Annotated in this window: 17 protein-coding genes and 1 riboswitch; of the genes, 9 read left to right on the forward strand and 8 right to left on the reverse strand. The window is 73.8% G+C overall.

The window, feature by feature from the left end; all coding sequences use genetic code 11:
• Nucleotides 1–356: 356 nt before the first annotated feature.
• Both nagA and H7H31_RS19970 read right to left on the reverse strand, forming a co-directional pair.
• Nucleotides 357–1,535: an N-acetylglucosamine-6-phosphate deacetylase gene (gene nagA, locus H7H31_RS19965; RefSeq protein WP_187062355.1), complete on the reverse strand. Its 1,179-nt coding sequence runs from the start codon at nucleotides 1,533–1,535 to the stop codon at nucleotides 357–359.
• Nucleotides 1,535–2,467, reverse strand: coding sequence for an ROK family protein (locus H7H31_RS19970; protein ID WP_187062356.1), 933 nt, complete (start codon nucleotides 2,465–2,467; stop codon nucleotides 1,535–1,537). Before H7H31_RS19970 ends, nagA begins: the two co-directional genes overlap by 1 nt.
• A 698-nt stretch (nucleotides 2,468–3,165) precedes the next feature.
• On the opposite strand from H7H31_RS19970, the gene H7H31_RS19975 reads away from it, so the two are divergent.
• The 3 genes from H7H31_RS19975 to otsB all read left to right on the forward strand — a co-directional run bounded on the left by H7H31_RS19975 (nucleotide 3,166) and on the right by otsB (nucleotide 5,828).
• A complete protein-coding gene (locus tag H7H31_RS19975; RefSeq protein WP_222625173.1) occupies nucleotides 3,166–4,425 on the forward strand; it encodes an extracellular solute-binding protein in 1,260 nt (419 codons plus the stop codon).
• 174 nt (nucleotides 4,426–4,599) lie between these two features.
• Nucleotides 4,600–4,932, forward strand: coding sequence for a DUF3263 domain-containing protein (locus tag H7H31_RS19980; RefSeq protein ID WP_187059915.1), 333 nt, complete (start codon nucleotides 4,600–4,602; stop codon nucleotides 4,930–4,932).
• A 65-nt stretch (nucleotides 4,933–4,997) separates the two neighbouring features.
• Nucleotides 4,998–5,828: a trehalose-phosphatase gene (otsB, locus tag H7H31_RS19985; RefSeq protein WP_187059913.1), complete on the forward strand. Its 831-nt coding sequence runs from the start codon at nucleotides 4,998–5,000 to the stop codon at nucleotides 5,826–5,828.
• A 95-nt stretch (nucleotides 5,829–5,923) separates the two neighbouring features.
• Here otsB and H7H31_RS19990 read toward each other — a convergent pair whose 3' ends face one another.
• Both H7H31_RS19990 and H7H31_RS19995 read right to left on the reverse strand, forming a co-directional pair.
• On the reverse strand, nucleotides 5,924–7,615 hold the full coding sequence (locus tag H7H31_RS19990) for an alpha,alpha-trehalose-phosphate synthase (UDP-forming) (RefSeq protein ID WP_187059914.1): 1,692 nt from the start codon (nucleotides 7,613–7,615) through the stop codon (nucleotides 5,924–5,926).
• Between the two features lie 164 nt (nucleotides 7,616–7,779).
• A complete protein-coding gene (locus H7H31_RS19995) occupies nucleotides 7,780–8,754 on the reverse strand; it encodes a glucosyl-3-phosphoglycerate synthase (protein WP_187060073.1) in 975 nt (324 codons plus the stop codon).
• A gap of 174 nt (nucleotides 8,755–8,928) precedes the next feature.
• A riboswitch (SAM riboswitch) is annotated at nucleotides 8,929–9,067 on the forward strand.
• A 17-nt stretch (nucleotides 9,068–9,084) separates the two neighbouring features.
• Here H7H31_RS19995 and thrC point away from each other — a divergent pair.
• The 4 genes from thrC to groL all read left to right on the forward strand — a co-directional run bounded on the left by thrC (nucleotide 9,085) and on the right by groL (nucleotide 14,121).
• Nucleotides 9,085–10,398, forward strand: a complete 1,314-nt coding sequence (thrC, locus tag H7H31_RS20000) for a threonine synthase (RefSeq protein ID WP_187060074.1) — start codon at nucleotides 9,085–9,087, stop codon at nucleotides 10,396–10,398.
• 88 nt (nucleotides 10,399–10,486) lie between these two features.
• A complete protein-coding gene (locus H7H31_RS20005; protein WP_176162274.1) occupies nucleotides 10,487–10,762 on the forward strand; it encodes a ubiquitin-like small modifier protein 1 in 276 nt (91 codons plus the stop codon).
• A gap of 443 nt (nucleotides 10,763–11,205) precedes the next feature.
• Nucleotides 11,206–11,409, forward strand: coding sequence for a cold-shock protein (locus tag H7H31_RS20010; protein ID WP_003986833.1), 204 nt, complete (start codon nucleotides 11,206–11,208; stop codon nucleotides 11,407–11,409).
• A gap of 1,086 nt (nucleotides 11,410–12,495) precedes the next feature.
• Nucleotides 12,496–14,121, forward strand: a complete 1,626-nt coding sequence (gene groL / locus H7H31_RS20015; protein ID WP_187059906.1) for a chaperonin GroEL — start codon at nucleotides 12,496–12,498, stop codon at nucleotides 14,119–14,121.
• A 185-nt stretch (nucleotides 14,122–14,306) separates the two neighbouring features.
• On the opposite strand, the gene murQ is transcribed toward groL, so the two are convergent.
• A complete protein-coding gene (murQ, locus tag H7H31_RS20020; protein ID WP_187059907.1) occupies nucleotides 14,307–15,254 on the reverse strand; it encodes an N-acetylmuramic acid 6-phosphate etherase in 948 nt (315 codons plus the stop codon).
• A gap of 171 nt (nucleotides 15,255–15,425) precedes the next feature.
• Entirely contained in the window at nucleotides 15,426–16,400 is a 975-nt protein-coding gene (locus H7H31_RS20025) for a MurR/RpiR family transcriptional regulator (RefSeq protein ID WP_187117987.1), read from the reverse strand.
• Nucleotides 16,401–16,462: 62 nt separating this feature from the next.
• On the opposite strand from H7H31_RS20025, the gene H7H31_RS20030 reads away from it, so the two are divergent.
• Together H7H31_RS20030 and H7H31_RS20035 are read left to right on the forward strand one after the other, a co-directional pair.
• Entirely contained in the window at nucleotides 16,463–16,873 is a 411-nt protein-coding gene (locus tag H7H31_RS20030) for a hypothetical protein (RefSeq protein WP_176162271.1), read from the forward strand.
• On the forward strand, nucleotides 16,873–17,202 hold the full coding sequence (locus H7H31_RS20035) for a DUF4031 domain-containing protein (RefSeq protein WP_187059924.1): 330 nt from the start codon (nucleotides 16,873–16,875) through the stop codon (nucleotides 17,200–17,202). The genes H7H31_RS20030 and H7H31_RS20035 overlap by 1 nt, the downstream gene beginning before the upstream one ends.
• Nucleotides 17,203–17,352: 150 nt before the next feature.
• On the opposite strand, the gene H7H31_RS20040 is transcribed toward H7H31_RS20035, so the two are convergent.
• On the reverse strand, nucleotides 17,353–18,621 hold the full coding sequence (locus H7H31_RS20040) for a Cmx/CmrA family chloramphenicol efflux MFS transporter (protein ID WP_187059925.1): 1,269 nt from the start codon (nucleotides 18,619–18,621) through the stop codon (nucleotides 17,353–17,355).
• A gap of 418 nt (nucleotides 18,622–19,039) precedes the next feature.
• A complete protein-coding gene (locus tag H7H31_RS20045; protein WP_187060001.1) occupies nucleotides 19,040–19,666 on the reverse strand; it encodes an HD domain-containing protein in 627 nt (208 codons plus the stop codon).
• Between the last annotated feature and the right edge of the window lie 59 nt (nucleotides 19,667–19,725).

Consider the following 19,725-nt stretch of genomic DNA (forward strand, 5'->3'; position numbering starts at 1 on the left):
CGGTCCCGCGCGCCGGGTCCGTGCTGCGCGGTGCGGCGCTCGGAGCGGTTGGCTTACTGGCAGCGATCATGCCAAAGCCGGAGCGGTTGTCCCACCCCTGTAGGCCAACCGCGCTGCTTCGACGCGTTATGAACCGTTGTCGACGCATTCCGCCTGCCTGCCGCGCGCACGCGTCGCGCCCGTCGCGCGGTCGGGGGCGGTCGGGAGCGGGAGGAATGCGGGAGCGGGAGGAACGCGGGGAGCGCGGGAGCGGGGCCGCGGCTGGCTGCGCCGCGGCCCCGCTCCGGAGCCGTCGCCCGCGGGCGGGCGTGGTGCGCGTCCTCGGCCGGGGGGTGGTCGGCCGACGGCGCCGGGGGTCAGCCGGTCGTCGGGCGGACCACCCACGCGCCCCGGCGCATCACGCCGACCAGGGCGAAGTGCTCGTCGAGCACCACCAGGTCGGCGTCCTTGCCGGGTTCGACAGAGCCGACGCGGTCGCTGAGCCCGAGCACCCGGGCCGGGGTGGCGGACAGGGCGCGTACGGTCTGCTCGACGGAGAGCCCGTCGATGGTCACCGCGCGCCGGAAGACCTGGTCGAGGGTGAGCGTGGAGCCCGCGATGGAACCCGCCGTCGGGCCGTCGCTGATGCGCGCCACACCGTCCTTGACCTCGACCTTCATCGGGCCCAGCGGGAAGATGCCGTCCTCCATGCCGGCCGCGCCCATGGCGTCGGTGATGAACGCCACCCGGTCGGCGCCGGCGCGGTGGAAGGCCAGTTCCAGCGTGGCCGGGTGCAGGTGCGTGCCGTCGTTGATCAGCTCGACGGTGATCCGCTCGTCCTCCAGGAGGGCGGCCACCGGGCCCGGCGCGCGGTGCAGCAGCGAGGGCATCGCGTTGAACAGGTGGGTGGCCACGCTCGCGCCGGCCTCGATGGCGTCGCGCGTCGCGTCGTACGTGGAGTCCGTGTGGCCCACGGCCGCGATGACGCCGGCTTCGACGAGCAGTCGCACCGAGTCCAGGCCGCCGGGCAGCTCGGGGGCCAGCGTCATCATCTTGGCCGTGCCGCGGGCCGCGTCGACCAGCTTGCGCACGTCGGCCGGGTCCGGGTCGCGCAGCAGCGTCGGCTCGTGCGCGCCGCAGCGGTGCGGCGAGATGAACGGGCCCTCGAAGTGCACGCCCGCCAGTTCGCCCTGCTCGACCAGTTCGGACAGGGCGTGGGCCTGCCGGGCCACCTCGTCCAGGTCGCCGGTGACGGTGGAGGCGAGCATCGTGGTGGTGCCGTGCCGCCGGTGGGTGGCGATGGCCCGCAGGGACTCCTCGGCGGTGCCGGAGGAGAACGAGGCGCCACCGCCGCCGTGCACGTGCAGGTCCACGAAGCCGGGGACCACCCAGTGGCCGGCGAGGTCGACGCGGTCGCCGCCCCCGCCTCCGGCGGCGTCCGCCGCGTCCGGGCCGGCGCTGACGATGCGGCCGTCCGCGACCGTCACCACGCCGGATTCCACGATTCCGGACGGTAGGACGACGCGGGCGCCCGCGAGAGCTGTTCGTTCGGCCATCAGGCGGATACCTCCGTAGCGAGAAGATCCCAGGCGAGCAGACCCGCGCCCAGGCAACCGGCGGTGTCCCCGAGGGCCGCCGGGACGATGTCGGGGAGCTGTTGGAACGTGACCCGCTCGGCCACCGCCGCGCGCAGCGGCACGAACAGCGTGTCCCTGGCCTCGGCGAGCCCGCCGCCGATGATCAGCCGGCGCGGGTCGAGCAGGGTGAGGGCGATGACCAGGCCGTCGGCGAGCGCGGCCACGGCGTCCTGCCAGACGGCCAGCGCGCGCGGGTCGCCCGAGGCGACGGCCTTCGCGCAGTCGGCGGCGTCCGCCTCCGGGTCGCCCACGGCGGCGGCCCACGCCCGGCTGACGGCGGACGCCGACGCGAGGGTCTCCAGGCAGCCGCGCTGGCCGCAGCCGCACTCCGGGCCGCCCGGGCGCACCACGATGTGCCCGATCTCGCCGGCGTAGCCGTGCGCGCCGGCCTCGACGCGGCCGTCGATGCCGATGGCACCGGCGATGCCGGTACCGAGCGGCACGAACAGGAAGCGGTCCGTCCCCTCGCCGGCGCCGATGCGCCCCTCGGCCAGGCCACCGGTCCGTACGTCGTGGCCGAGCGCGACGGGGACGCCGGCCAGCCGCTCGGAGAGCAGGGCGCGCAGCGGCGCGTCGCGCCAGCCCAGGTTGGCGGCGTACACCGCGACCCCGGCCGCCTCGTCGATGATGCCGGGCACGGCGACGCCGGCAGCGGCGGCGGGCGCGCCGAAGCGCTCGGTGCCGATCGCGTGCAGCTCGGCCGCGAAGTCGAGGATGCCGGCTATCACGGCGTCCGGCCCGCGCTCGCGTTCCGTCGGCCGCCGGGCCGTGTGCAGCAGCTCGCCATCCGCCCCGACCAGGGCGGCCTTCATTCCGGTGCCGCCCACATCGAGGGCGATGACGTGTTTCACGCGGGACAGTCTCGCGCGATTCCCCGCTAGAGGTCTAGGCCACTTCACCGTCGCGGAGTGTCGCGCCCTGTCGCCGCACGGGTTCTCGGCCGCGCGCGGGCGGCCGGAAGCCGTGCCCGAGTGGCGCCCGTTCGCCGCCGGTCGGGCACTCGGTCGGGCATCCCGTCGGGTAGCGGCGGCGGCCCAACACCCCGGCGGACGACGCGCGCGGTGCGCCGCGTGGGGCGCCTGCGGGTCGCGGCCCGGCGCGGGGCGGGGGTTGCGGCGCGCGTGGGGTCGGCGACGTCGCCGTGAACGGCGGTCGGCGCGCGGGCTGAGCGGCGGCGGCCGGTAAACGATCTGTGAAACCGCACACGGTCGCGCGGCCAGGCGCCGGAATGGCCCGGAAATCATCCCGTATGGGGTGCGGGTGTGGACCGCTTCGGGTGGGGATGGCCCCGCTCGCCGGAGGCGGTCGTGCTTAGTCTGAGCGGGTTCGGTGGCGCTACACGGAGTGGCGCCTTCCGGGCCGCCATAGCCGGTGTGGGTGACGCGGAAGTGGCCACAGGTGATACCGAAGCGAGACCAGGTGTGGTGTAGACCTTAGGGGGGTTGCGGGGGGAGACTCGCAACTCGTGTCGGAGAGTGACACTCCGGCAGATTCCGGGAAACAGAGCAGAGCACGAGGGTGGGTACCGGTTGTGCAGCGGCGGCGGTTCTTGAGTCTGACGGCAGCGGGTGCCGCGACGGCGGCGGTGACTCCGACGCTCGCCGCCTGCGGTGCCGGCTCGGGCTCCGGTGACGTACGGCTCAAGCTCGTCGCGGCGGACTACGGGGACACCAGCACCAACAGCTCCCTGAACTACTGGGGCGACCTGGCCCGCGCGTTCGAGACGAAGCACGGCAGCATCAAGATCGATGTCAACGTCTTCGGCTGGGCCGACATCGACAAGAAGGTCGCCCAGATGATCGAGAGCGGCGACACCCCGGACCTCGTCCAGTTCGGCACGTACGCGGACTTCGCCGCCAAGGGCATGCTCTACCGCGCCGACCAGATCCTCTCCGTCCGCACCCAGGCGTCCTTCCCGACCGCCATCACGCGGGCGGGCGAGGTGAAGCGGGTGCAGTACGCGATGCCGTTCGGCGCCAGCACCCGGCTGCTCTTCTACAACAAGAAGCTGTTCGGCGAGGCGGGCGTGCTCAAGCCGCCGACCGACTGGGACGAACTCCAGGCCGCGGCCGAGAAGCTCAAGGCCATCGGCGTTAAGTACCCGTACGCGCTGCCGCTCGGCCGCGAGGAGGCCCAGGCCGAGACGCTGATCTGGCTGCTCAGCGGCGGCGGTGGCTACACCGACGGGTACGGCAGCTACATGCTCGACTCGCCGGAGAACGTCGAGACGCTGGAGTGGCTGCGCGACGAACTCGTCGGCAAGGGCCTCACCGGGCCCACCGCGCCGGGCAAGCTCAACCGCCAGGACGCCTTCAACGCCTTCACCCGCGGCGAGGTCGGCATGCTCAACGGCCACCCGACGCTGATGCAGCAGGTGGTCGGGCACCGCATCGAGTACGACGTGGCACCGCTGCCCGGGCGCGACGGCCCCGCGTCGACCACGATGGGTGTGGCCGACTGGATGATGGCGTTCAAGAAGAACGGCCACCGCAAGGAGATAGGCGAGTTCCTCGACTTCGTCTACAGCGAGCCGAACGTCGTGGAGTTCTGCGCGAAGTACCGGCTGCTGCCGGTCACCACCGAGGCGTCCGACACGATGCGCCGCAACGACGAGTACAAGAGCCTCTGGCAGTTCCTCGACGGCCTGGAGACCGCGCAGTTCTACCCGTTCGACAAGACGTCCTGGGCCAAGGTCAACCAGAAGCTGCGGGACTCGGTGGGCACCATGGTCGCCAAGGGCGGCGACCCGTCGACCGCGCTCGGCGAGATCCAGCGCGCGGCCGACGCCACGGAGAACGAGGAACGTTAGGTTGGCGGCGTGACCCACCCCGCCGAGCCCGGCCCCCCACCCACCGGCGGCGACCCGACCCCCGGTGGCCCGACCCCCGACGGCCCGACCCCCGACGGCCCGACCCCCGACGGCCCGACCCCCGACGGTCCGACCGCCGAGGGTCCTGCCGAGGGAACGCCCGCCGCCGACGCCGTGCCGGCCGCCGACGCCGAGCCGCCCGCGAGCGCCGGGCCCGGGCCCGAGGCCGACCCCGAGCCGGCCGGCGAGCCCACCTCCACCGAGCCCGCCACCGCCGAGCAGGGCGAACTCTCCGCGCGGGACGTGGCCGTGCTGGCGCTGGAGCGCCGGGGCTGGGCGGGGCCCGGTGCGAAGGAGCGGGCGATCCGCGAGCGCCTCGGCATGTCGCCGACCCGCTACTACCAGGTGCTCAACGCCCTCCTCGACGACCCGCGCGCCCTGCGGCACGACCCGGTGACCGTCAACCGGCTGCGCCGGCTGCGCGCCGCCCGCCGCTCCCGCCGCTGACGCCCCGTCGCTGGCCGGGACCGGCACCGGCGACGGCGCGCGGGCGCACCGGTAGGGTCGGCCGCATGGCCATTCCCGTCCCCTCCACCGCCGCGGGCCGTGACGGCCTCGCCGCGCTGCTCGCACGGCCCGAACGTGCCGTGATCGCTCTCGACTTCGACGGCACCCTCGCCGAGATCGTGCCCGACCCGGAACAGGCCCGGGCCCACCCCGCGGCCGTGCCGGCGCTGGCCGCCCTCGCCCCGCTGGTCGGCACGGTCCTCGTGCTCACCGGCCGACCGGCCGAGGTCGCGGTGGGCTACGGCGGCTTCGCCGACGTGCCCGGCCTCGAACACCTGGTCGTGCTCGGCCACTACGGCGCCGAGCGCTGGGACGCCGCCACCGGCGAGTTGCGCGCCCCCGAGCCGAACCCGGGCGTGGCCGCCGCGCGGGCCGAGCTGGCCGAGGTGTTCACCCGTGCCGGCGCGGCCGATGACACCTGGGTCGAGGACAAGGGCCGCGCCATCGCCGTGCACACCCGCCGGGCCGCCGACCCGCGGGGCGCGTTCGAGGCGCTGCGCGGCCCGCTCGGCGCGCTCGCCGACCGGCACGGCCTGATCGTCGAACCGGGCCGGCTGGTCCTCGAACTGCGCCCGCCCGGCATGGACAAGGGCGTCGCGCTTGATGAGTTCGTACGGGAGGTGGACGCGGAGGCCGTGCTGTACGCGGGGGACGACCTCGGCGACGTCGCGGCCTTCGAGGCGGTGGAACGGCGCAGGTCGAACGGGCTGCCGGGGCTGCTGGTGGGCAGCGGGAGCGCCGAGGTCACCGCGCTGGCCGAGCGGGCCGACCTGGTCGTGGACGGCCCGCGCGGCGTGGTCGACCTGCTCTCGTCCCTGGCGCACGAGCTGCGCTGAGCGCGCTCTGAGCGCGCTGAGCCGCCCCCGGCGTCGGGGGCGGCTCAGCGGCGGCCGGTCACGGCGGCCGGCTCGCCTGTGGTGGGGCGGTGCGACTACGCCGCGCCCAGCGCGCGCAGTTGGGCCAGGAACCACTGCTTGGGCGGCAGCGCCGTGGCCGCCGCGGCCAGCCGCTTCGTCCGCGCGGCGCGCTCGTCCGGGTCCATCGTCAGCGCCTCGTGCAGCGCGTCGGCCGTCGCCCGCACGTCGTACGGGTTGACCGTCAGCGCGTCGTCGCCCAACTCGGCGTACGCCCCCGCCTCGCGGGAGAGCACCAGCGCGCAGCCCGCGTCGGAGACCACCGGGACCTCCTTGGCCACCAGGTTCATGCCGTCCCTGATCGGGTTCACCAGGGCGACGTCGGCGATCCGGTACGCGGCGAGCGAGCGCGCGAAGTCGTCCTTGACGTGCAGCACCACCGGCCGCCAACCCGGCGTCCCGAACTCCTCGTTGATCGCGTCCGCGACCCGCTGGACCTCCTGCGTGTACTCCCGGTACACCGCCAGGTCCTGCCGTGACGGGTAGGCGAAGGCGACGTGCACCACCCGCTCCCGCCACTCGGGACGGTCGGCGAGCAGCCGCCGGTAGGCGAGCAGGCCGCGCACGATGTTCTTGGACAGCTCCGTGCGGTCCACCCGGACGATGACCTTCCGCCCGCCGTCCGTGTCCTCGGCCGACGCGCCCGCTCCGCCCTCGGGCGGCGTGGCCGTGGCGTCGGCGTCGCGGCCCTCGACCTGCGCGCGCAGCGCGGTGCGGCGCTCCTCGACGTCGGCCGCGTGCGCGCGCTCGCGCAGGAACTCCGCGTCCGCGCCCAGGCCGTACACCCCGAGGTGGGTCGTGCGCCCGTCCAGCTCGACCGTCAGCTCGTCCGACGCCGCGTCCCGCCCGACGCGCGCGCCGAGCACCCGGGCGCAGCAGTCCGCGAACGCCTCGGCCCAGCGCGCGGTGAGGAAGCCGGCCCGGTCGCCGCCGAGGATGCCGCGCAACACGGCGTCGGCGACGTCGTCCGGCAGCATCCGGAAGTAGTCCGGCGGCGCCCACGGCGTGTGCGAGAAATGTCCGATGCGCAGGTCGGGGCGGCGCTCCCGGAGCAGCGCCGGGACCAGCGAGAGGTGGTAGTCCTGCACCAGGACGGCCGCCCCGGGCGCCGCCTCGCGGGCGAGCGCGTCCGCGAAGGCGGCGTTGTACGCCTCGTACGCCTCCCACTCGCGCCGGAACTCCGCGTCGAAGGCCGGCTCCAGCGGTGTCTGGTACAGCAGGTGGTGGACGAACCAGAGCACCGAGTTGGCGATGCCGTTGTACGCCGCGGTGAAGACCTCGGGCGCGATGTCCAGCATCCGCACCCGCTGCCCGCCGGTCTCCGCCGGGTCGAGCAGCGCCCCGGCGGAGCCGCCCGCCTCCCGCTGACCGTCGGCCTCGGCGGCGCGGGCCGCGGCCTGCCGCACCGCCTCCCGGTCGCCGTCGCCGAGCGCGGCGCACACCCACACGGCGCGCGCGTCGGCGCCGATCGCGGAGAGGCCGGAGACCAACCCGCCGCCGCCGCGCTTGGCGGTCAGCGCGGGCGGCTCGGACTCCGGGGCGCCCGCGTCGTCGGGGGTCGGTGTTCGCGATGGCGAACGGGGTGGTGGCGGTGCCAGGGCGTACGACACGGGCCCGCGGTTCGACGCGACCAGTACCTGGGCGCCGGGCCCGGGGTCGGCGTCGCGCGCGGGTTCGGCGGCGTCCCGCTCGGAGTGCTCGGAGACCATGTGCCGAGCCTAGCCAGCACCGGAACCGCTCAAACGTACGGACCTGATCCGCCCCACCCGCCCGGCCGGTCACCCGCCACCCACCCGGGCCCCGCCCGCCCCGTCCAGACCGTCCGCCCCGCCCGCCCCGTGCGCCTCCGTATGACGGCGCTCCGCCGACCCCGCTACGCCGCCCAGCGCTCCGCGTACTCCTGGATCTCGATCATCGGCGGGCGCTCCTCGGTGTCCACCGGGTGCGTCAGCGGCTCGAACCCGCCGCCGGCGCCGCGCGTGAACTGGGTGAGCCGTGGTCGTACCAAGTGCCCCCGGGTCAGGCGCAGTTGGGCCGTGCGGTAGATCGCCGCCGCCATCCGTCCGAGGGCCTGGCCGTCCTGGTGGCGGTGGCGGCGTACGCCCACGTCCACCTGGCCGAGCGCGTCGAGGCCGACCGTGTGCAGCGCGTCCACGAGCAGGCCCAGCTCCACGCCGTAGCCGACCGGGAACGGCAGCCGCTCAAGCAGCGAACGGCGCGCCGCGTACTCACCGCCCAGCGGCTGCACGAACCCCGCGAGCTGTGGCCAGTGCAGGTTCAGCAGCGGCCGGGCCACCAGCTCGGTCACCCGACCGCCCTGCCCGACCGGCCCGGCGCCCGGCTCGGCCCCGTGCGCCGGATCGAGCGGCCGGTCGTACATGGCCTTCACGAACCGCACATCCGGGTCCGTGAGCAGCGGGCCGACGATCCCGGAGACGAAGGTGGCGGAGAAGTCGCGCAGGTCGGCGTCGACGAAGCAGACGATGTCGCCGCTGGTGGCGAGCAGCGAACGCCACAGCACCTCGCCCTTGCCCGGCACCGCCGGCACCCGGGGCAGCAGGCTGTCCCGGTGCACCACGCGCGCGCCGGCCGCGCGCGCGACCTCGGCCGTGCCGTCCGTCGAGCCGGAGTCGAGCACCACCAGCTCGTCCACCAGCGGAGTCGCCCGCATCAGGTCACGCCGGATCGCGTCGACGATCGCCCCGACCGTCGCCTCCTCGTTCAGCGCGGGCAGCACCACGCTGACGCTGGTGCCACCGGCCCGTTTCGCCGCGAGGAGCAGGTCGAGCGGACGGTCGGCAGCGGACCAGGACCGGCGACTGAGCCAGTGCTCCACCTCTTCCAGCACCTGCGTGACTCCTTTGCGCGCCGAGCGGCGCTCGATGTTACGTTCATCTCGTGGTTTGGACGACCCTCACCCGGGTCCCAGCCTTCGGTTACAGTCTTGAACAACGCGGATGACCGTCGCATGCCGGGGTCATCACGCCAACAAACGCTCGGCTCCAAGGAGCCGCTGCCATACCGCTCATCCAGAGGGGCAGAGGGACACGGCCCGTTGAAGCCCCGGCAACCCTCCAGTCGGTTTCTCGCACCGCGAGGCTCCCGGCGGGGAAGGTGCCAATTCCGTCTCGTGGCGAGATGCGTCGCGAGGAAGATGAGGAGAAAGGGCCTCGCCTCCATGGCTGTGCAAGTCACCGAAAGCACCACCGCCCCCGCCACGCCGGACGCGTCCGCCGCGTCCGTGGACCTCGGCCCCGCCGCCGCGCTGTCCTGCCGCGAGTGCGGCGAACGCTTCGACCTCGGCCCGATCTTCGCCTGTGCGCTGTGTTTCGGCCCCCTTGAGGTGGCGTACGACCTGCCGACCGGCGACCCGCAGGCGCTGCGCGAGCGCATCGAGACCGGCCCGAACAGCATCTGGCGGTACGCGCCGCTGCTGCCGGTCCCCGCCGACGTCGCGTCCAAGCCCAACCTGAACCCCGGCCTGACCCCGCTGGTCAAGGCCGACCGGCTGGCCGGCGAGCTGGGCGTCACCGGCGGTCTGTACGTCAAGGACGACTCGGGCAATCCGACCCACTCCTTCAAGGACCGGGTGGTGGCCATCGCCGTCGAGGCCGCCCGCGCCTTCGGCTTCACCACGCTCTCCTGCTCCTCGACCGGCAACCTGGCCGGCGCGGTCGGCGCAGCCGCCGCCCGCGCGGGCTTCCGCTCCTGCGTGTTCATCCCGCACGACCTGGAGGCCGGCAAGGTCGTCATGGCCGCGGTCTACGGCGGCGAACTGGTCGCGATCGAGGGCACGTACGACGACGTCAACCGGTTCTGCAGCGAGCTGATCGGTGACTCGCTGGGCGAGGGCTGGGGCTTCGTCAACGTCAACCTGCGCCCGTACTACGGCGAGGGCTCCAAGACGCTGGCGTACGAGATCTGCGAGCAGCTCGGCTGGGAGATCCCGGACCAGATCGTCATCCCGATCGCCTCCGGATCGCAGCTCACGAAGATCGACAAGGGGCTCAAGGAGCTGATCAAGCTCGGCCTGGTCGAGGACAAGCCGTACAAGATCTTCGGCGCGCAGGCCGAGGGCTGTTCGCCGGTCTCCCGGGCCTTCAAGGACGGGCACGACGTGGTGCGCCCGGTGAAGCCCAACACCATCGCCAAGTCGCTGGCCATCGGGAACCCGGCCGACGGCCCGTACGTGCTGGACATCGCCCGGCGCACCGGGGGAGCGGTCGAGGACGTGACCGACGAGCAGGTGGTGGACGCCATCAAGCTGCTCGCGCGCACCGAGGGCATCTTCGCGGAGACCGCGGGCGGCGTGACCGTCGGCGTCACCCGCAAGCTCATCGAGACCGGTCAGCTCGACCCGGCCCGCACGACCGTCGTCCTCAACACCGGCGACGGGCTCAAGACGCTGGACGCCGTCGCGCCCACCACCGGGCCCACCGCGACGATCAAGCCGAGCCTCGACGCGTTCCGCGCGGCGGGCCTGGCGGGCTGACGCCCGCGGCGCCGGCCACGCGACCCGGCCGGCGCCCCGTCCGTCGCGATCAGCAAGCTTTCCGTTCTTTCACGAAGGTGGCCCCCTCATGAGCGTCAACGTTCGCATTCCGACCATCCTGCGCACCTACACCGGCGGCAAGGCCGAGGTGCCCGCCGAGGGCGCGACCCTCGGCGAGGTGCTGGCGGACCTGGAGAAGAACCACCAGGGCATCGCCGCCCGGGTGCTCGACGACCAGGGCAAGCTGCGCCGCTTCGTGAACGTGTACGTCAACGACGACGACGTGCGCTTCGCCCAGGGACTTGAGACGGCGACGCCGGACGGCGCGGGCATTTCCATCATTCCCGCCGTCGCCGGCGGCTGACCCGCGCATTCCGCATCGCGAGCTGCCCGAATTGCCCCGTCCACGAGAAAGCGGACGGGGCAATTCCGTGTTTGAAACCGCGATAAGGTTGAACTGATCTCCCTCCCTCTCTTACGGGCCCGCACGCGGAAGCGGCAGCGGCTCGTCAAAATGTGCGTGAAGTGTGGACATGATTTGCCGGGTTGCTCCCGCCATGTCCGGCCCGACTTGACCGGTAATCACCGGAGTTCACCTCGTATGGCCGATGACGCGCGCCCAGAATTCTCGTCCGATTGACCTGTTGCTCTGGGCATCTGGGCAGATACATTCAGCGGCGGTCGACGCGTTCCGGCGCACGCCCCAGGGGTCCCCTTTCCGCATGGGAGGGGTTTCTCAGGGGTGAGGTCTGACCCGGGTCCGCGGAGTGCGGTCCTGCGCAAGGGCCAGCAATAGGGGAGTTAGGAATGGCTCAGGGCACCGTCAAGTGGTTCAACGCGGAGAAGGGGTACGGCTTCATCGCGGTCGACGGTGGTGCGGACGTGTTCGTCCACTACAGCGCGATCCAGATGGACGGGTACCGCACCCTTGAGGAAGGCCAGCGGGTCGAGTTCGAGATCTCGCAGGGCCAGAAGGGGCCGCAGGCGGACATGGTCCGCGTGGCCGGCTGAGCGCCGACCGACTGCAGCGCGAACAAGGGCCCGCACCCTCGGCAGGGGGGTGCGGGCCCTTCGCGCGCCCCGGCCCGCCGTGACCCCACCGCACACCCCGCTGGCGGCCCGGGCCACGCGCGGTGGTGCGCGACTGGCGCACCCCTCGGGACCCGCTGGCGCGCGCGTCCACGGCCGCTGGCGCACGGGCGGGTAGACCGGCTCGTGTCGGGGACGTGGCCGCCTCGTGTACGGCGCGCACACGGCACGCGCCCACCCTGACCCACCCCGACCCGCCCCGGCCCACACCACCGCGCCGAGCGCCCCCGCCGACGGCTCGTACGGCCCCCGGCGCTCCGCGAGCAGTGCCCCCGGCGATCCGCCCCCTCGTTCCCGGGCGTTGCGACTGCGTACGGCGAACGCGAGCGGGGGCTCACGCGGTGCCGCACCCGCGAACAGCGTCCCCGACCGCCACCGTCCATCGACGCTCCCGACCGATCGGCCTTGCGCCCACCGCGTCCCCGACCACCACCCCTCAAGGACGCCCCTGCGGAGCGACACCCACTGATGGCGTCCCCGACCACCACCCCTCAACGACGCTCCTTCGGAGCGACACCCACTGATGGCGTCCCCGACCACCACCCCTCAACGACGCTCCTTCGGAGCGACACCCACTGATGGCGTCCCCGACCACCACCCCTCAACGACGCTCCTTCGGAGCGACACCCACTGATGGCGTCCCCGACCACCACCCCTCAACGACGCTCCTTCGGAGCGCGCCTTGCGCCCACCGCGTCCCCGACCACCGCCGTCCATCGACGCTCCAGACCGATCGCCTTGCGCCCACCGCGCCCCCGACCACCACCCCTCATCGACGCTCCTGCGGAGCGCGCCTTGCACTCTCAGGTGCCGAGTGCTAATCATTGGCGTTAGCACTCTGATGTCGAGAGTGACAGCAGGACCGGGTCGGTGAGGCCCGCAGGTCGGGTGGGAAGGAACCACCTGGCAGGCAGGCCGTCCGTCGCGGGCGCCGCGCGCGGTCCGGAGTATCCACCCTCCCCCAGCCACTGGCCGGGGGGACCCCCAGTCCTGGGAGGACCACTTCACATGGCCAAGATCATCGCGTTCGACGAGGAGGCACGGCGCGGTCTCGAGCGCGGGATGAACCAGCTCGCCGACGCCGTCCGGGTCACCCTCGGCCCCAAGGGCCGCAACGTCGTCCTTGAGAAGAAGTGGGGCGCGCCCACGATCACCAACGATGGTGTGTCCATCGCCAAGGAGATCGAGCTCGAAGACCCGTACGAGAAGATCGGCGCCGAGCTGGTCAAGGAGGTCGCGAAGAAGACGGACGACGTCGCCGGTGACGGCACGACGACCGCGACCGTCCTGGCCCAGGCGCTCGTCAAGGAGGGCCTGCGGAACGTCGCCGCCGGCGCCAACCCGATGGCCCTCAAGCGCGGCATCGAGCGTGCCGTCGAGGCCGTCTCCGCGCAGCTCCTCGAGCAGGCCAAGGACGTGGAGACCAAGGAGCAGATCGCCTCCACCGCCTCCATCTCCGCCGCTGACACCCAGATCGGCGAGCTCATCGCCGAGGCGATGGACAAGGTCGGCAAGGAAGGCGTCATCACCGTCGAGGAGTCGCAGACCTTCGGTCTCGAGCTGGAGCTCACCGAGGGCATGCGCTTCGACAAGGGCTACATCTCCGCGTACTTCGCGACGGACATGGAGCGTATGGAGGCGTCCCTGGACGACCCGTACATCCTGATCGTCAACTCCAAGATCTCCGCGGTGAAGGACCTGCTCCCGCTGCTGGAGAAGGTCATGCAGTCGGGCAAGCCGCTGCTGATCATCGCCGAGGACGTCGAGGGCGAGGCCCTGTCCACCCTCGTGGTCAACAAGATCCGTGGCACCTTCAAGTCCGTCGCCGTCAAGGCCCCGGGCTTCGGTGACCGCCGCAAGGCCATGCTCGGCGACATCGCCATCCTCACCGGTGGCACGGTCATCTCCGAGGAGGTCGGCCTCAAGCTGGAGAACGCCGGTCTCGACCTGCTGGGCCGCGCCCGCAAGGTCGTCATCACCAAGGACGAGACCACCATCGTCGACGGTGCCGGCGACAGCGACCAGGTCCAGGGCCGGGTCAACCAGATCCGCGCCGAGATCGAGAACTCGGACTCGGACTACGACCGCGAGAAGCTCCAGGAGCGCCTGGCGAAGCTGGCCGGCGGCGTGGCCGTCATCAAGGCCGGTGCCGCCACCGAGGTCGAGCTCAAGGAGCGCAAGCACCGCATCGAGGACGCGGTGCGCAACGCCAAGGCCGCCGTCGAGGAGGGCATCGTCGCCGGTGGTGGCGTGGCCCTGCTCCAGGCTTCCTCGGTCTTCGAGAAGCTGGAGCTGGAGGGCGACGAGGCCACCGGTGCGCAGGCCGTGCGCCTGGCCCTGGAGGCCCCGCTCAAGCAGATCGCGGTCAACGCCGGCCTTGAGGGTGGCGTCGTCGTGGAGAAGGTGCGCAACCTGACCCCGGGTCACGGCCTGAACGCCGCGACCGGCGAGTACGTCGACCTGGTGGCCGAGGGCATCATCGACCCGGCCAAGGTGACGCGTTCCGCGCTGCAGAACGCCGCGTCGATCGCCGCGCTGTTCCTCACCACCGAGGCCGTCATCGCCGACAAGCCGGAAAAGGCTGCCCCCGCGGGCGCGCCGGGCGGCATGCCGGGCGGTGACATGGACTTCTGATCCGCCTCGCGGATCGGCTGTTCCTACGAACGAGGGCGGCACCCCCCGCGGGTGCCGCCCTCGGGCGCGTCCGGGCCCGGTTCATCGGGGCGGATTCCCGGGGGCCGGGCCCGGGCGGCGCGGGCCGGGCTCGGCTGGGCCCGCGCGGGCCGTCGGGTCGTGCGGGCTGTCCCGACCCGCCGGGCTCAGGTCGCGCGGGCGGCGTCGATCGCCGCTCTGAGGTGGCCGTTCGCCTCCGCGAGCAGCCGCTCGGCCGTCGCGGCGTCCACGTCCGCGAGGAGGGTGAGGATGGCGTTCTTCACCTCGCCGCCGGTGGCCGCGAGGGCCGCCTCGATCTCCTTCTCCGGCGCGCCGGTGGCCAGCGCCACGATGCGGCGCGAGCGGGCGCGCAGCTTCTCGTTCGACGCCCGCACGTCCACCATCAGGTTCCCGTACGTCTTGCCCAGGCGGATCATGGTCAGCGTCGAGACCATGTTGAGCACCAGCTTCTGGGCCGTGCCCGCCTTGAGCCGGGTGGAGCCGGTGAGCAGTTCGGGGCCGACCACGACCTCGATGCCGTGCTCGGCGGCGGCCGCGAGGGCCGAGCCCGCGTTGCAGGCCAGCCCCACGGTCAGGGCGCCGCGCTCGCGCGCGTAGGTCACGGCCCCGACGGCGTACGGCGTGCGCCCCGACGCGGAGACGCCCACCACGCTGTCGCGGTCGGTCAGCTTCAGCGCGGCCAGGTCGGCGGCGGCCAGCTCGGCGCTGTCCTCGGCGCCCTCGATCGAGGTCACCAGCGCGTCAGGGCCGCCCGCGATGAGGCCGATGACCTGGTCGGGGGCCGCGTTGAAGGTGGGCGGGCACTCGCTGGCGTCGAGCACCCCGAGCCGGCCCGCCGTGCCCGCGCCCGCGTAGATCAGCCGGCCGCCGTCGGCCATCCGCGCGGCGATCGCGTCGATCGCGGCGGCCACCTCGGGAAGCCGCTCGGCGACGGCGGTGGGAACGGCGGCGTCCTCCGCGTTCATCAGGCGGGCGATGGCGAGCGTGTTGAGCCGGTCGACGTCGGCCAGCTCGGGGCGGAACGCCTCGGTCGTGAGGGTGTCGAGCTCGGCACGGAGCCGGTCGGGCGCTTGGCCCTGGGTGCTGGGGTTCATGCGACGGGGGCTCTTTCTCGGTACGGATGAGGGAGGTTCGCAGGAGAGAGCTGGTGCGGGTGGTGCGGCGGGTACGGCTGGTGCGCGTACGCGTCCGGAGGGGGCGCGGGTGCGGGCGGCGCCGCGCGGGCGGGGTCTCGCGGTCGGCGTACGGGAGCGGGCGGGTGGGGCTCAGTGGCCCGGGCGCGGGTCGTGGCGGTGCGCCAGCGCCTGGTAGGAGGCCGACAGGGCCGGGGCCGCGGTGGCGTAGGTGCGCTGCGCCACGCCGACGAACAGGCAGTCCACGACGAGGAGTTGGCTCGTACGGCTGGACATCGCGGCCGGTCGCAGCTCGCTCTCGCGGGCGGTGGAGGTGGTCAGCACCAGGTCCGCGTACTGGGCGACCTCGGCCTCCGGGTGCCCGGTGATCGCCACCGTCGTCGCGCCCTGGTCGAAGGCCGTGCGCAGCGGCTCGATGACGTCGATGGTGCGACCCGAGTGCGTGATCGCGATGGCCACGTCGCCCGGCCGGAGCTGCACGGCGTTGGTGACCGCCAGGTGCGGGTCGGTGTGGGCGTGCGCGATCAGCCCGATCCGCAGCAGCTTCTGCACCAGGTCCTGGCCGACCAGTCCGGAGGCGGCGATGCCGTACGCGTCCACGCGGCGGGCGGCCACCAGCGCCGCCACGGCCGCGTCGAGCTGGACCGGGTCGAGGGCGGCGGCGGTGTCCGCCAGGCACTGCTGCTCCTCCTGGGCCAGCTTGGCGACCACGTCGGCTATCGGGTCGTCCACCGCGATGTCGGCGGTGACGGCCGGCGCGCGGCCGGCGGCCTGTTGGGCGGCGAGCGCGGCGAGGGCGAGCCGCAGGTCCCGGTAGCCCGGGTAGCCCAGGACGCGGGCGGTGCGCACGACGGTGGCCTCGCTGGTGCCGGTGCGCGCGGCGAGGCCGGTGACGGTGAGCGCGGCGCAGCCGGCCGGGTCGGCGGCGACCGTCTCGGCGACCCGCTGCATGGAGCGGGTCATGGTCGGGGCCAGGGCGCGGACCTTGGCCGTCAGGGCAGCCGGGGCCGGCGCGGGAGCCGCGGCCGGGGCCAGCGGCCCGGACGGCGCGGCGGCACCGCGCGGGCCACCGCCGCCGGTGAAAGTTTCTTTCAGTCTGCTGCTCACTCTTTGAAAGGTATTTTCAGTCGTGGCGGGCGTCAACCCTTGGTGCCCCTGACAATGGAGGCATGGAGCTCGAACAGACACTGCACATGGCGCGGGCGCTGGTGCTCGCCGATCTGTCGGCGGGGGACGTGGCGCGGGCGGACGTGGTCTCGCTCGTGGAGGACGCGGTGGCGCACCGCCGGTGGTGGGTCGAGCAGTGGCCCGAGGGCTCGGAGTTCGTGGCGGGCCTGGTGGCCCAGGACGTCCAGGACGCCCTGCTTGAACGGTACGGGCGGTGGCCGCTGTGCCCGGTGTGCGTGGGCGGGGGCGACCCGCACGCGCTGGAGGTGGAGCCCGAGTTGGGCGCCGACCCGCACTGGGTGTGCGCCAAGACCACGGTCGCGGTCGCCCGGGTGGGCGCGCTGGGCTCCGTGGTGTCGGGCGGCGGGGGTCGCGGCCCGAGACGCGACCGCGAGGCCGAGGACGAGCACTGATGGCCGTGTACATCGACCCGCCCGTGTGGCCCGGGCACGGCCGCATGTGGTCGCACCTGATCAGCGACGTCTCGTACGCGGAGCTGCACGAGTTCGCCGAGCGCGTCGGCGTCCCGCAGCGCGGCTTCGACCGCGACCACTACGACCTGCCGTCGGCCAGCTACGCGGCGGCGGTCGAGGCCGGCGCGATCGAGGTGAGCAGCAAGGAGTTGGTGCGCCGGCTCACCGGGGCCGGGCTGCGCCGGCCGAAGCGGGGCACCGACGACGCGGCCCCGCTGCGCGACGACAGCCTCGGCGACCCGGGCTCGGCGGGCGGGGCCGCCCCGTAGTCGTCGGCTCGTAGTCCCGTGGTCCGTCGGCCCGTGGGCACGCGGTTGCGTGGCCTGCGCAACCGCGTGACCTTTCAGCCTCCGGCGGCTGGGCGCCGGGGCGGGCGGGCCCAGGGTTCGGGTCCGCCCGCCCCGCTGGCCGGTGAGGGCTCAGGTGGTGGAGCAGGGCTCCGCCGCCGTGGTGGTGTCGGTCTTGGCCAGGGCGGCGGGCTTCGGCACGGAGCTGGCCGAGCTGGCCACCACGCGGGTGCCGGGCTCGGTGGCCGCGCTCCGCTGGTGCAGGCGGGAGGCCACGGCCGTGGTGCCGACCGCGAGGGCGGCCAGCGCGGCGGCGGTCCAGGCGACGGCCGGGTAGCCCCAGCCGGCGCCGATGACCAGGCCGCCGAGCCAGGGGCCGACCGTGTTGCCGATGTTGAACGCCGAGGTCGTGGTGGCCCCGGCCAGGGTGGGCGCCGCGCTCGCGACGTTGAACATCCGGGCGTTGAGCGCGGGTGCCGTCGTAAAGGCGGTGACGCCGAGCAGCAGCGACAGGGTGATGGCGGCGACCGGCCACTGAGCGGTGAGCGCCAGCAGCGTGAGCACGGCCGTGGAGGCCATGATGCCGCCGTAGATGGTGCCGAAGAGGTGCGCGTCCGCGATGCGCCCGCCGATGGCGGTGCCGATCAGGGCCCCGACCCCGAACAGGCCGAGCACGGTCGGCACCCAGCTCTCCTTCAGGCCCGCGGTGTCGGTGAGCAGCGGCGCGAGGTAGGAGAACAGGGCGAAGACGGCGCCGCCGTTCAGGGCCGTGGTGATCAGCGCGAGCCACACCTGCCGGTCCCGGTAGATGAGCAGCTCCCGGCGGAGCGAGGGCGCGTCGTCGCCGGTCGCGGGCGCCGTACGGGGTACGAGGGCGATGACGCCGACGAGCCCGAGCGCGGACAGCCCCGCCACCGCCCAGAAGGCGGCCCGCCAGCCGGCGTGCTGGCCGAGGAACGCGCCGGCGGGCACGCCGGCGATGTTGGCGATGCTCAGCCCGCCGACCATCACGGCCATCGCCCGGGCCCGCGCGGTCACCGGCACCAGCGAGACGGCCACCGAGGCGCCCACGGCCCAGAACCCGGCGCACGCGAGCGCGCTGATGACGCGGGAGACGAACAACACGGCGTACGTGGGGGCGACCGCGCCGGCTATCTGGCCGAGCCCGAAGACGGTCAGCAGGGCGATGAGGGTCGTCCGGCGCGGCAGCCGCAGGGTGGCGGCGGCCAGCACCGGGGCACCGACCACCATGCCGACCGCGAACGCGGAGACGAGCAGACCGGCCTGGGGGATGGAGACGCCCATGTCGCGGGCGAGCGGCTGGAGCAGCCCGGAGAGCATGAACTCCGAGGTGCCGAGCGCGAAGACCGAGAGGCCGAGCACGTACACGGCGATGGGCATGCGGTGGGGCGCCGCGGGTGACTCGGGGGAAGCGGGAGGTGCGGGGGCAGGGTGGGGCGCTGTGGGTTCAGTGGGGACGGGCATGACAGGCAAGAACAGTCCGCCGCCGCCTGACATTCCCGGTACGCCGCTGCTACCTGGCGTCTTTCCGCAGGTCACGCCCCCGTCAGCGGTCGGACGACGACCCCGGCCGGCGCCTGGCCTGGGCCCGGCCTGAGCCCGACCCGGTCAGCTCCGCCACGCGCCCCCGGACCGCCCTCCTAAGCAGCCGGCCCCCGAACCGCCGCGCTCCCGAACCGTGCCCCGAGCCGCCGCCCACCCCCGAGCCGCGCCCCCGAAGCCACCGCGCGCCCCCGGCACCGTGCCCCGAGTCGCCGCGCGCCCCCGAGCTGCCGCGTGCCCCCGAGCCGCGACGGCGCTACGCGCTCAGCAGCTCCAGCTCCGTGGTGAGGTTGCGGCGCGCCACCCGCTCCCAACGGGTCTGGCCGGCAGGCGTCCCGAACAGGTGCTCCTGGCCGAGGAGTTGGCGCAGCACGTCGGCGCGCCCGGCGCGGAACGCGTCGTCGGGGACGAACGCGTACTCCGCGCGCACCGCCGCCGCGTACGCCGCGTACTCCTGCGGCCCGCCCGCCAGCACCGCCAGGTCCGCGTCACACAGGACCTGGCCGTTGTGGTCCCGCTCGGCCGGGTCGTGCTCGACGGTCAGCCGCACCAGGCGGGCCACCTCGGCGGTGGTCTGCGGCGGGACGCCCGCCTCCGGCAGCGCGCGCTCGGCCAGCCGGGCGCTGCGCTCCTCGTTGGTGGAGCGGTCCGGCAGGTAGACCGCGTCGTGGAACCAGGCGGCGAGCCGCACCGCGTCGGGGTCGTCCGCGTGGTGGGCCAACTCGTCGACGCGGTTGAGCACGGCGATGAGGTGGTCGGTGGTGTGGTATCGGCGGTGCGGCTCGGCCCAGCGGGCGAGCAGGTTCTCGCCGTACGGGAGCGGGTCGGGCCCCTCGCCGCCCGCGCGCGCGTTGATGAGTGCCTGCGCCCAGCGCGAGAGCAGGGCGTCGGTCGCGGGGTGCGGGGAGCCGGTCGCGGCGGCGGTGGTGGCTGCGTCGGCGT

Origin of the sequence: Streptomyces buecherae (genome assembly GCF_014295035.1) — a bacterium.
Taxonomy (GTDB): domain Bacteria; phylum Actinomycetota; class Actinomycetes; order Streptomycetales; family Streptomycetaceae; genus Streptomyces; species Streptomyces youssoufiensis.

Bases quoted from the DNA above. Each gene is read 5' to 3' on its own strand.
- nagA (WP_187062355.1), bottom strand. From the start codon at position 1,535: ATGGCCGAACGAACAGCTCTCGCGGGCGCCCGCGTCGTCCTACCGTCC.
- H7H31_RS20035 (WP_187059924.1), top strand. From the start codon at position 16,873: ATGGCCGTGTACATCGACCCGCCCGTGTGGCCCGGGCACGGCCGCATG.
- otsB (WP_187059913.1), top strand. From the start codon at position 4,998: ATGGCCATTCCCGTCCCCTCCACCGCCGCGGGCCGTGACGGCCTCGCC.
- H7H31_RS19990 (WP_187059914.1), bottom strand. From the start codon at position 7,615: ATGGTCTCCGAGCACTCCGAGCGGGACGCCGCCGAACCCGCGCGCGAC.
- thrC (WP_187060074.1), top strand. From the start codon at position 9,085: ATGGCTGTGCAAGTCACCGAAAGCACCACCGCCCCCGCCACGCCGGAC.
- H7H31_RS20010 (WP_003986833.1), top strand. From the start codon at position 11,206: ATGGCTCAGGGCACCGTCAAGTGGTTCAACGCGGAGAAGGGGTACGGC.
- H7H31_RS20030 (WP_176162271.1), top strand. From the start codon at position 16,463: ATGGAGCTCGAACAGACACTGCACATGGCGCGGGCGCTGGTGCTCGCC.
- murQ (WP_187059907.1), bottom strand. From the start codon at position 15,254: ATGAACCCCAGCACCCAGGGCCAAGCGCCCGACCGGCTCCGTGCCGAG.
- groL (WP_187059906.1), top strand. From the start codon at position 12,496: ATGGCCAAGATCATCGCGTTCGACGAGGAGGCACGGCGCGGTCTCGAG.
- H7H31_RS20005 (WP_176162274.1), top strand. From the start codon at position 10,487: ATGAGCGTCAACGTTCGCATTCCGACCATCCTGCGCACCTACACCGGC.
- H7H31_RS20040 (WP_187059925.1), bottom strand. From the start codon at position 18,621: ATGCCCATCGCCGTGTACGTGCTCGGCCTCTCGGTCTTCGCGCTCGGC.